9 protein-coding genes are annotated in these 12072 nt (G+C 57.0%); 3 read left to right on the forward strand and 6 right to left on the reverse strand.

Annotation, left to right across the window (positions count from 1 at the left end; genetic code table 11):
• Positions 1-150: 150 nt before the first annotated feature.
• The 3 genes from ABE504_RS14925 to ABE504_RS14935 are packed head-to-tail and all read left to right on the forward strand — an operon-like array spanning position 151 to position 3676.
• Positions 151-1488: a spore germination protein gene (locus tag ABE504_RS14925; RefSeq protein WP_430089823.1), complete on the forward strand. Its 1338-nt coding sequence runs from the start codon at positions 151-153 to the stop codon at positions 1486-1488.
• Between the two features lie 2 nt (positions 1489-1490).
• On the forward strand, positions 1491-2627 hold the full coding sequence (locus ABE504_RS14930) for a hypothetical protein (protein WP_430089825.1): 1137 nt from the start codon (positions 1491-1493) through the stop codon (positions 2625-2627).
• Positions 2591-3676: a Ger(x)C family spore germination protein gene (locus ABE504_RS14935; RefSeq protein WP_430089828.1), complete on the forward strand. Its 1086-nt coding sequence runs from the start codon at positions 2591-2593 to the stop codon at positions 3674-3676. Before ABE504_RS14930 ends, ABE504_RS14935 begins: the two co-directional genes overlap by 37 nt.
• Here the strand turns inward: ABE504_RS14935 and ABE504_RS14940 are convergent.
• The 6 genes from ABE504_RS14940 to ABE504_RS14965 form a co-directional block, all read right to left on the reverse strand.
• Positions 3651-5066 carry a sensor histidine kinase gene (locus tag ABE504_RS14940; RefSeq protein ID WP_430089831.1) on the reverse strand — a complete coding sequence of 472 codons (1416 nt, stop codon included), beginning with the start codon at positions 5064-5066 and terminating at the stop codon, positions 3651-3653. The two genes, ABE504_RS14935 and ABE504_RS14940, sit on opposite strands and share 26 nt — an antisense overlap.
• Positions 5039-5743 carry a response regulator transcription factor gene (locus ABE504_RS14945; RefSeq protein ID WP_430089834.1) on the reverse strand — a complete coding sequence of 235 codons (705 nt, stop codon included), beginning with the start codon at positions 5741-5743 and terminating at the stop codon, positions 5039-5041. Before ABE504_RS14945 ends, ABE504_RS14940 begins: the two co-directional genes overlap by 28 nt.
• Before the next feature lie 80 nt (positions 5744-5823).
• The gene (locus ABE504_RS14950) at positions 5824-7968 is read right to left on the reverse strand and encodes a hypothetical protein (RefSeq protein WP_430089836.1); all 2145 of its coding nucleotides are present in this window, start codon (positions 7966-7968) and stop codon (positions 5824-5826) included.
• A 6-nt stretch (positions 7969-7974) separates the two neighbouring features.
• Positions 7975-9402: an ABC transporter substrate-binding protein gene (locus ABE504_RS14955; RefSeq protein WP_430089838.1), complete on the reverse strand. Its 1428-nt coding sequence runs from the start codon at positions 9400-9402 to the stop codon at positions 7975-7977.
• A gap of 7 nt (positions 9403-9409) precedes the next feature.
• Positions 9410-10888, reverse strand: coding sequence for an ABC transporter permease (locus ABE504_RS14960; protein ID WP_430089841.1), 1479 nt, complete (start codon positions 10886-10888; stop codon positions 9410-9412).
• Positions 10872-12038 (reverse strand): efflux RND transporter periplasmic adaptor subunit, encoded by a 1167-nt coding sequence (locus tag ABE504_RS14965; RefSeq protein ID WP_430089844.1) that lies wholly within the window; start codon positions 12036-12038, stop codon positions 10872-10874. The genes ABE504_RS14960 and ABE504_RS14965 overlap by 17 nt, the downstream gene beginning before the upstream one ends.
• Positions 12039-12072 lie beyond the last annotated feature (34 nt).

Raw genomic sequence — 12072 nt, forward strand, 5'->3', positions numbered from 1 at the left:
TTCCCTTAAGGAAGATGACGCCCAGCGAAAGAGAACGCTCATACCCTGCACCTTCTCTCTAACGAGCAGGCTTCTGCATGGTTTTACTTCTATTGGGAAAGCTATGCGAAATGGGAAATTCGTGGAAAACTGAGGGGGAGGTGGCGCCGGATGATCGACGAACTTCGCAATATGCTGAATAATCCGTCGGACCTAATCTTTGATACCCTGGACAACGGATACATGCAGATGGAAATTTGCTATTTTCCTATGCTTTGCGATCAATCCTTATTGAAAAACGGTCTTCTGGTCCCTTTCTCTTATAACTTCGAGCCGGATGAGTTCGAGCGGATGATTTACGCGAATCCAAACTTCACGCCTGCCGGTCCGCCGGATACTTGGGCGGGCGATGTGCTGCGGGGCACCGTGCTTTTCATGCTGGAAGATCAGGTGTATCGCTTCAATATTCAACGAAAGTTTCAAGATAAGCCGGACATGGTTCAGCTCGAAGTCGCGCTGCAAGGTTCACAGGTGGCGCTTACGGAAGATTTGGATCTGAACATTTCCCTCGTTCGGCTTCGCTTCAATTCACCCACGCTCTGCGTCGAACAGCATACGATTGGCACGATTTCGAGAACGAGGGTCACCGTCTTGTACGATCAGAATCTCGTAAACAGGGACGTTCTAACCCTCTTGCAGCAGCGCCTCGCGAACATGCAAATCAAGCTGCTCCAGGCTTCCGGGCAGCTTGTTCAAGGGTTGTCCGGAAGAAAGCATCGCTTCTTTCCGATTATTTTGCAGACGGAGCGGCCCGACCGGATCGCCGCCATGCTCGAGCGCGGCAAAGTCGTGCTGCTGCAGGACGGCAGCCGTTTCGGTCTGATTTTGCCCGTACGGATCTTCGATTTCATGCATGCGATGGATGACGACTATGAATCGTATTGGATGAGCAAACTGCTGGTCATCCTGCGGTACCTGGGCATGCTGCTGACCATAACACTGCCGGCTCTCTACATCGCCATCGTTTCGTACAACCCTGAAGTGCTGCGCGTGCAACTGACCCTTTCCATCGCCGGAAGCCGGGTTGTCGTGCCGTATCCTTCTTTTATCGAGGTCTTCATCATGCTGTTCATGATCGAAGCGCTGAACGAAGCGAGTCTCCGGCTTCCCCGCTTTATCGGATCGACGGCCACTACCGTGGGCGGTCTGATTCTTGGGCAAGCCATTCAGCAAGCGGGGCTCGTCAGCTCTATCATGATTATCGTGACCTCGGTCGTCGCGATTTCCAATTTCGTCATCCCGAATAACGGCTTTGGCTACTCCATTCGGTTCGTTAAATATATTTTTGTCCTAATTACGATCTATTTCGGCTTACTGGGCCTTGTCGTCGCCTTCTTCGCCTTAGTCGTGTACTGGTGCAATATTCGCAGCTTCGGACAGCCCTACCTTGCGCTCTACATCCCCAAGCTGGAGGCCAAAAAGCATCTTAAGAATAAGGAGGACGCCTGATCGTGCCCCGATACATTTACTACCACGTGCTCTACGTCGCCATGATCAATATCATGATGTTTATCCCCACTATCTTGATTCGCGACCGGTTCGACGGAGCCGTATCGGGGATGCTGGTTGCGATCGTCATCGGCACGATCGTTATGCTCGGCGTCATGGCCTGCTTCGAGAAGTTCCCGGGGCTCGGCTTTCCCGAACTTTGCGATCAATATTTACCGGGATGGCTGGCACAAGGCATCAATGCTTTTATCGCCTTTTTCCTCTGGATGCCGGCAGGATTAATTGTCATTTATTCGTATGCCGAGACGGTGCGGATGTTCTTCTATCCGGATATGAACCGTTACTTGAACCTGTTGCTAATGGCTACCGCCGCCGTCTGGGCAAGCAGCCGCTCTACGCGATCCGTTCAGTTCATTCACGAAATTATGGTGCTGCTCAGCTCTCCTTTTATCATTTGGTTCCTGCTCAAGGCGATCTTTAATGAGAACATCAGCTGGGACGCCGTCCGCTATGTACTCGGCTACGTCGATCACCCCCCAAAATTTATGGCGATCGCCGCGTCGACCTTCGTCTTCTCCGGCTATTTGAGTCTAACCATCTTTAACCGGCTAAACCCGGAAAACTTCAAATTTCGCCTGCGCTTCGTAGCACCTCTATTCGCCATGAGCTTTTTGATCATCACCTTCATAGTCCCGATCGGTATGCATGGCACCGTCGCCGTGGAACATTATGTCTACCTGTGGAGCATGACCGCCGACTCCATCATCTCGGAATACGGATTCATTAACCGGATCCTGTTTATTTTTCTGCTGCTGTTTACCGCGCTGTCGCTGCTTTTCGTCATGAATACCTGGCATACCACGATTATGCTGATCCGTTATGCGATCAACAAATGCGTAGCCGTGGAAGAAGATCCGCCCCCCGCCATCAACCTGTGGCTGGCCGGTGGGATCGGATTGGCTTCGTTTGCATTCATGTTCTACGTGAATCAGGAAAAAATCCAATGGATTACCGAATTGTGGCTTGTGCTCCGCTTCATCATGGAAATTACGGCGTTCGGCCTCATGTTTTACTTTACCTGGAAAAGAAAGAAGGAATCCGCATGTCCTTCCGAGCTTGGCGTACCGCGCTCCTCCTAACGGTCCTCGGCCTCCTTCTCGGCGGCTGCGGCTTCAAAGACATCGACAAACGCTTCTTCGTCGTAGCCATGGGCATCGATATGTCCGACAACAAAGACAAGCCTTACGACGTCACCCTCAGACTCGCTGTTCCCGCGCCCAAAGTCGGCGAAGGAATGGCCGAAAGCCAGATCGAACATCAGGAAGCGCAGAGCATTGCCGAAGCCGTTCGAAATTTAAAGGCGCATGTCGACAAAGAAATCGACTTTGGCCACTGCCGCGTCTTTCTGTTCGGCGATAAGCTCGTCAAGACGCACTTGCAGGAATCGCTCAACTGGCTGGCACGCCGCAGAGACATTCAGCTCATTTCCTATGTGGCTGTCGCTGAACCGACTGCAGGCAAGCTGCTCCATGGCAACCCGACAACAGAACGACTCGCGGGAAATTCCTTCTTCCTTACCTTCGGTAAAGAGGGAACCGTCTCCCCGTTTACCGTCACTTCGTTCTTGTTCGACTGCTTCCGCCGGTTCAAGGAGAAAGGCATGGATCCCATTATTCCCATTGTTCGTTACGATGGCGACTCTTATGTCGTGGAAAAGCTGAGCTTGCTCGATAAATATCACGAAAAACTCGTTCTCTCGCCGGAAGAGACGCAGTTGTACAACATGAGCGCCAACGAATTCAAAAAATCCGGCATTCCGATCGATTACAAAGGACAGCGGCTCGCGCTCTATGTCTCGGACATTACAAGCAAAATTAACATCACCCACGATACCGTGCCGACGGTCAAATTCACGATGAACATTTCCGGCATGGTGGAACAAGGTATGCTTCTTCTCGACCCTCAAGAGGTAGAACGCAAGCTCAGTCAGCATGTCAGCGACAGTCTGGAAAAGCTGTTGGTTAAAATTCGGGACGCCGGCGTTGACCCCTACGGATTCGGCCTGCATTATTTAGCCCAATATTTTGGCAAAGAGAACAACTGGAAGCATTGGCAAGAGGTGTATCCTGAAGTGAAATTCCAGGTGGATACGAGCGTGAAAATTACGAATACGGGGCTGATTTACTAGAAACCGACGCAGACGCCATTTGCGCCGACTTCACAGGAATCTGCAGCTTCATCACGGTGCCCCGTCCCAGCACACTCGTCGCGATGAGCTCGCCGCCGTGCTTCTCGGCAATCCATTTGGCAATGGCCAGCCCTAGCCCCGTTCCGCCTTGGCTGCGTGTTCGAGCCCCATCTCCATGGTAAAAGCGGTCGAATATGCGCGGCAGCTCCTCCGCAGCGATGCCGATGCCGGAATCTTCCACCGCGATGTCGATCTGGTGGTGCCTCCTGCGGGCCGTCACCCGAATCGTGCCGCCAGCCGGCGTAAACTTCAAGCTGTTGTCCATCAAAATAACGAGGAGCTGGTGCATGCGCTCACCGTCAGCCAGCAGATCGAGGCCGTTCTCCAGCTCGGCCGTCAGCGCGACGCCCTTCAGCTCCGCAAGCGTCGCAAACTTATGAACGACCTCGTCGATCACCGTTCGAAGCGAGGTCGGCTTCAGCGACAGCTCCTCCTGATCGGAATCGGCACGCGCCAGCGTCAGCAACTGCTCGGCCAGCCGGCCCATGCGCTTCGACTCTTCCAGCACCATCGACAGCGGCTCGCTCATGTCCAGAATGGAGCGGTCGGGGTGCCGGAACACGCGTTCCGCGTTCGCGCGGATAATGGAGAGCGGCATCCGCAGCTCATGCGAAGCATCCGCGACGAACTGCTGCTGCCGTTCCCAGGACCGCCTAATCGGCCGCAGCGCCTGATTGGCAAGGTAAAGACCGGCCAGCACTGTTATAGCGCCGCCGACGGCGATGCCGATCACGATCAGCTCGAGCAGCTCTTTCAGCATCGCCTGCTCAGAATCAATAATTGAGATGGCCTGTACGGACACGATCGTCGACATCGAAGCGGACTCCAGAAACTGCGCAGGATCCCTCAACTCCCTCAGCCGCACCGGATCGTTCATGACGGTAATGCTTAGCTGCAAGGGCTTGTCGTACTGATTCGCGACGATCCGGTAAACGTGACCGTCCACATTCACGGTTTGCGGAGACGCTGCCGTCCGGTAAGGCTCAAACGCCTTCACCGCATCGTGCATGCTCGCGCTGCCCATCACTGGAATCGCATTTCCCTGGTCGTCCCACAGCACGAGGAAAACGCGCGGGTCAATGCCCTGCACCTGGATCAGCGTTTTTTTCGTCGCTGTGTTCGGGAGGAGCTGATCCACCTCAGGCAGGAGCTGCGTTTTCGCATAAAACAGCTGCGGATCCTGCTGGATCCGCAGCTGCAGCGATTCATCCACTTTGGCATATAGCTGGTGCCGAAGCTCTGTATACACAATGACGCCCAGACAAGCGATGATGATGAAAAACACGGCTGCATTCAGCAGCGTCAGACGGGTTCTCGTTTTTTTAAACATACCGCGCTCTCCTTCAAGATGTAGCCCACATTCCGAATTGTTTGGATCATTGCATCGTAGCCGTAAGCCTTCAGCTTTTTGCGCAAATAGAAGACATACACGTCTACCACATTCGAACCGACATCCGAATCCAATCCCCACACACGCAGGCAAATCTGTTCCCGCGTCAAAATTTGCTCCCGATTCCGCACCAAATATTCCAGCAGCTCAAATTCCTTCTGCGTCAGATCCAGCGTGCTGCCATCGATCACCGCGACCTTGGCTTTCGTCTGCAAGACAAGCCCTTGAAGCGCAAGCCCCGCTTCGACCTCCGCAGGCCCCCGCCTGCGCAGCAGCGCCCGGACGCGAGCGAGCAGCTCCGGCACGCCGAACGGCTTCGTCATATAATCGTCCGCACCGGTATCCAGCCCGCTCACCATGTCCTCCACGCTGTCCCGGGCCGTCAGGAACAGAATCGGCGTTCCCACCTGCTTCGCCCGCAAGCGGCGCACAATCTGCAGCCCGTCCAGTCCAGGCAGCATCCGGTCCAGCACGATGAGATCGTAGATGTCCTGCTCAGCGAGATAGCAGCCCTCCTCGCCGCAGCACGCCAGATCCGTCTGATACCCTTCCTCCTGCAGCAGTGCAGACAGCGTTTTTAGCAAATGATCGTCGTCCTCGACAACGAGAATTTTCATGATTTCCTCCCACCCGATGCTTGCCCGGCCTAGATACGCTCTATTATAGAGCGCCTAGCTGAACGCCAGATTAAAAACAGCTAATCTGTATATATAAACCAATCCAGCTCTTTCGTCGCGAGCAGCTGCTTGTAGCCGTTTTGGAATTGATGGTAAATGTTCAGCCGGTAATTGGAAAAATCCTTGATCTTATACAGCGCATCTTTGTTCGTATACGTCATCGTCGCATCGTGAAAGCCGAGCTCCAGCGATTTGGAAGCCGCCGCACTCGTGCCGTCCAGCGCATACGTCTCGCTGATCACAATTTCTTTGCCGCTCTCGACCGTCTCATCCCGAAGCTCCACGATCAGCGACTGATCCTTCATATCCGCATCAATCAGGGCATCTTTCTTCAAATCGTAATCAAAACTCAGCTTCGCCGTACCGGCGACAAAATCAATCTGCGTGCCGATATGGCTGAGCGAAATCGTATACGGATACGCTTCGAGATCGGCAAAATCCGCCTTCGGCGTCTTCGACTCGGCCGGCAGCGCGAACAGCGCCGCATTCATATAACCGTCCGCGGCGACGCCCGCTGTGCCGGGCAGCGTAACCGCATCGCCGAGAATGAGCTGCAGCCCTTCCGTCTTCGCTCCCTTCGGCGCCAATGCCCAGACCGACAGCAGCGCTTTGCCGCCGGGAATTACCTTGCGGCCGCTCGATCCAATGGTTGCGGGAAACACGGTACCGTCCGCCGTTTGCAGCTGGGCCACCTGCTTGCGCAGATCGGTGAACCGCTTCTCCAGGTTCTCGGCTTCCACCTGCACCAGCAGCAAATCGGCCGAGTCGCCCTCGAACGTCTGCACATCCCGCACTTGATACGCCGCCTGCCGACCGGTATCGGTCATCATCCGCTTCTCGCCCAATGGAATCGACTTGATGTGCGTCAGGGCTTCATTGTGATGAAAAGTGAGCAGATCCACCCTCTTCTCCCCTTGCGGCTCCTGCAGGGTCAGATCCAGCTTCTCAAAATCGCTGACATAAGGAATTTTGCCTGCAATCCCGATTGTGACGGATTTGCCGGGCAGCAGACTGATCACCTTGTCGCTGCGAATAACATTTCCTTCTATCGTCACCGCATCGTCCAAGGTAAACTGCCCTTTCAGCTCCGGAATCGGCAAAGCCTCCGTGCCTTTATTCATCAACGTCAAGCTCGCGGCTAAAATATCGTCGTCTTCCCAAGGCAGCCGTTCCAGCGTATCCAGACGGATGCTGTACGTCCCCGCCTGATCGACGAAATCATAGTCGTTGCCGAGGGAAACGTCATGCGCCTGCGCAGGCGGCACGTCGAATGCGGCGAGCGGCAGCGATACGGTGCTCTTCCCATCAGCCCCGGCAACCGTCTGCGTGACGATCAGCTGCCAGCCGTCCGTCCCCGCCGCTCGCGGAATCGCTCCGGTGAGCAGGCCCTCCTGCGCATCCAGCGGGTCCAGTGCGCGGTCTTTGGTAAAATCCGCCGATTGGAGCGGATAGCTGTGGCCATCTTTCGTTCGGATGGCGAAGCTCAGTTCCGGCAATTTGGTGCGACCGCTTCCAACATTCTCCAGATCAACATACAGAGAAGGCAGCAAATACGTGCTGTTCTGACTAACATAAGCGCGATCCAGCTTGGCGTTGAACGGCGTTCCGGCGATGACCAGATGCTGCTTGGCACCCGCAGGTGTCACGCTGCTGTAAGCTTCCGGCACTTGCAGCTCGCCAAGCTTGCGCTCATAACCGGCCGCTGAAAAATCCAGCTGCACGAAAGTGAACAAGAGCTGCGACAACTGTACGTCTTTGTCGATCTGCGCGTAATACCGCAACTCCTGGTGCACGCCGGCCGGAATCGTGTCCGGGGGTGCCGTGCCGCTAACAGGCTGCGCTTGATAAGAGCCTCCCGATGCCGAAAGCAGCCGCATCCGGATTTTGCGTAAATCCAGCGCTTCGCCCCCTCGGTTATCGTAAGCCACCGTAAACGCGACCGTCCGCGTCTCGCTATTTTCCAGCTCCCGCACATCTCCCAGTTCAATGTAGCTTTCGCTTCCGACCACTACCGAGCCAATTACAACGGGCTCCAACGCCGCAGCGTCTTCCGCCTTCGCCGCCTCGGCCGCATACGCCGCCGGGACCGGGGCTGCCAGCAGCGGCAGCCCCCCGCATAGACCGGCCAGCAGCGCCGCCATCCAGCCAATTTTTTTAATTCTCATCGCCCTCTACTCCTGCAAGTATGTGCTGACTTTATTTTGAATGATCTTCGCAACTTCTTCGGCCGATTTCTGCCCCTGGAAGAACGGCGCCGTCTCTTCGGCGACAATCGTCGAAATCTTCGCATCGCTCTCAGCGTACACATTCGCCTTGTCCAGCACGCCGGTGATATTCGCCACTTCATCATCCGTCGCCGCCTGCAACGTCATCGCGCTGCCGTTGATGTTCAGCTTCATTTTCGCATTGCCGGTGCCGAGCGTTTTCAGCGTATCGAGCTGGGCCTTCGCCCCGTTCTTATTCACGGCAAACCCGTTCAGCTCCCGCGCAGACTGCATCTCATCCGATAGCAGGAACTTCACGAAATCCCACGCCTCCTGCTTATTCGGGGACTTGCTATTGATCGCCAACGGCAACGAGGACGTAAACGGCGTCCCTTTAACATCGTTCTCGGAAGGGAGATTATAGAAGGCGCCTTTGCCGCCAAACTGCATTTTCGGCAGAGCGTACATATCCATGTACATGAAAATGTTGGACTTCGGCTGGAACACGACATTGTTCGCATCCGCCGTATCTGGCACGATAATCTGGTCATCATACATGGATTTCGCCAGCTTAAGCAGCTGGATAAAATCCGGAGAATCGAACTTCGCCTTCTGCGCCCCGGCATCGACGAATTTGGCAAACGAGCTGTTCAGCATCTGGGTGACCAGCTGATCCGGCTCCACTTTGCCGAGTGGATAAACGTCGGGCTTACCGTCGTTATTTTTGTCCGCCTGCCAGGCAGCGGCCTGCTTTTTGAAATCCGCCCACGTCCACTTGCTGTCATCCGGCGGCGTACTGCCCAGCACCGCTTGATTGCCAAGCCACATCGTCAGCCCGATTTTAGCAGGAATCGTATATAAGGCTCCCTTATAAGCCATCGCGTTCAGCATGCCGCTGTAGTAGTTGTCCTTCTGGAAAGAGCTGTCCTTGCTCATGAGGTCGCTGAGATTCTCCAACAGCTTCTTGTCCGCATATTTGCGGTACGGCAAGCCGTCCATCACGATGATGTCCGACGCTTTGCCGCTCATCAGCTCCGCCCCAACCGACGTGACGTATTTCTCGGCATTTTTGGGATCGGGCTTGGCCATCATGACCATATTCTGCTGCTTGCCGTCCGGCGCACTCGGCGCTTTTGTGTCTACGTTCGGCGCTGCGACGTACTCCTTAATCTGTACCGTCGTCCCTGGGTGTGCCGCTTCATATTTCTGCTTCGCCAGCTCGAGAAAACGGTCGGAAGTCATGACGGACAGCGAGATGGTTTTGGCTGCATTGGAAGCGCTTGGTGACGCCGCCGAAGGGGTTGGCGTATCGGAGGCTGGGGCTGCGGAGCAGCCCGCGAGGGCAACGACTGCGAGCGATGCGCAGAGCGTCATCGTTTTTTTCATTTTGAACATGGGTGGTTCACTCCTTGTTAATGATAGTGGCGATCGCCAGCAGCGCTGGGATCGCATAAGCCGTCGGCTCGACGGTGTACGTGAGGCCGGCCCAGCGGGCCGCGCCGGCGGTGAGCAGCGCCGCCGCCGGCAACCACAGGAGCACGCGCGTCAGTCGCTGCTCCAGAGGCAGCCCCGCCAGCGCCCAGATGCGGAGGCCGAGCAGCAGGCTCGGCAGTCCGGCCAGGGCGCCTGCGGCGGCAAGACCCGCGCTGAGCCGGCCGGCGGCCAGCGCGTGCAGTTCCTGCGGCGAAGGGGCGTAGCCCGCCCGCATGTTGCTTTGCTGCCAGAGGAGCTGCACCTTCTCCCAGTAAAATGGGAGATCGATGAGCTGCTCGGGCAGCCACGCCGGCGGGAGATAGAGGCGAAAGCGGATGGCGAGCCATACGCCGACGATCCCTCCCGCCAGCAGGACGCTTGCTGCGAGGTGAAGCAGCAAGGGACGCTTCAGGGCCGACAGCGCGTCGGGCCAGTCGGCGGTGTGCAGCCGCTGCTTAAGCAGGCGGCTGCCGCTCTGGATCTGCCGGAGGAGGAGACTTGCCATAGCCCAGATCGCCGTTCCTCCGAACAGGAACTCCAGCAAGTCTCGCCACTGGCGCACAACCCTGCCCTCCAGCAAGCTGTTCGTCAGGCTGTAATTGGCGGCGTTCTGTCCAATACTACGCAGGGCTGCCGTCATTTCTTGCACGCCGCTCACGGCGCTGCTCGGTCCCGCCGTCCACTGCACGGTCCGAATGCGCGTCTCCGGCTGCAAATCCAGCATTGTCGTTACAGGGATCCATACCTGCGCGAGGCTGCCGGCGGATAAACGCTGCAAGAGGGAGTCCTTCTCTTGCAGCACCCCGATCACGGTGAACGGCACGCCGTATAGCGTGATCGTTCGGCCGGCGACCTGCCGGGAGCGGAACAGCTGCTCAGCCGCGTCCGCTCCCAGCACAGCGACCCGGCTGTGCTCCGACACCGCCGTGCGGGACAGCCGCGTGCCTGCCTCGGACTCGGCGCCACTAAAGTCCCGGTACGCGCCATTTACGCCGTGGACCTCGACGGCGGCGGCGAGCGTCCCTGCCCGCGCGGTCGCCCGCTCTCGTGCTTCATAGGCGACCGGGGCAGGCGCCGAATTTTCCTCCAGCGCCTCCGCCTCCTTCAACGTCAGCCCGGCCCCGGCAGAATCGGATTGGGCGGCGTTTGCCGAGAGCACGCCCAGTCCCTGCGTGCCGCCAAGCTGCTCCCACTCCCCGGCAACCGCGGGGATAAGCCCCGTAGTTGCCAGCATCAGCAGGAGTCCGCTCCATACCAGCCACGTGCCGAGCCGTGTCCGGCCGGCCGCTGAGACGCTGCCGACAGCTCTGCTGGTGTGCCCGCTCGACCGGGCCGCCTCCTGCTCGTGCTTCTGCCCATGCTTCTGCTCGTGCTCCTGATCTTGATCCGCTTTAATCCTTGCGTACAAGCACACGATCCCCTTCCGCTACAGATTTGGAGCTGGAGACGACGACTTGATCGAGTGGGGTAATACCATTCTCAATCGACGTCTTCTCGTCGTCGCTGTCGCCGGTCTGCACGCTCGCCCGCTGCAGCTCATACTCCGTGCCGAGCGGCCCCTTCTTCTCTTTCACAACGAGCACGAATGTGCCGTTATCGTCCTCCCGGATCGCATCATTCGGCAGCACGCTGCGGAAAGTCGACGTCTTTTTCACAATCGAGAAGCTGCCGCTTTCGCCCCCTTTGAGACGCGCATCGTGCAGGGTTAGCGTCACTTCCTTCGCGCCGGAGCTTTCGCTTGCTTTGCTGCCGGTACTGCCGGAGCTGCCGGACTGCGTTTGGGCTTGCGCAGCGTCCCGAATCTCCGTCACCTCCGCCGAAATATGCGCGTTGTTCAGCGAAGCGAAAATCACTTCCGTTTTGTCGCCGACCTGCACATAAGGCACCTTCGCTTCCTCGACGACCGTTTTCAGCTCCTGGCCCTTCGCCAGATCAGCGATGCGCACCGCCGCTTTGCCGCTCTGCACCGGAGCGCCTTTGACTGCGCTCACCTCGGTCACAATGCCGGCCACCGGCGAAACGATGCGGGCGAACGCCGCAAGCTGCCGTTCGCCGCTCTCAATCTGGCGCTCCAAAATGCCAATGTCGAGCTGCAAACTCTCCATATCGCGCGCCATGCCGTGCAGCTGCTTGTCGTCGCCGGTGCGAAACGCCTCCTCGTAGCTTTCCTGAAGCTTCTCCAGGCTCAGCTGCTTCTGCCGAAGACGCGCCTTGTTATCCTGCAGCACTTCTTCCGCGTCCGCCGTTTTCATCACGACAAGCTCCTGACCCGCTTCGACCGTGTCCCCGGCTTTGACCGCGACGGCGGCTACCGGCCAATTCGTCTCTACGTAGAGATCGGAGGTTTCCGCCGCCTGCGTCGTCCCCGTCCCTGTCACTTCATGGGACAGCACCCCTGCGATTGATTTTTCCACCGTGACTTCAGCCAGCGACAAATTCAGCAGCGTATTTGAAAAAAACGTCAACGTCACCATCGCAAACCCAAAGGCGACGATGACTTTGCGTATGCCCTTCTTTTTACCGTTTTCTTGACGGACAGCGACGATCGCCCCCTCCATAGCACTTCCTCCCCCGCTTTCTTCCCGAGTTTAT

The organism is Paenibacillus oryzisoli, assembly GCF_050467285.1.
In the GTDB taxonomy this organism is placed as follows: Bacteria; Bacillota; Bacilli; order Paenibacillales; family NBRC-103111; genus Paenibacillus_E; species Paenibacillus_E oryzisoli_A.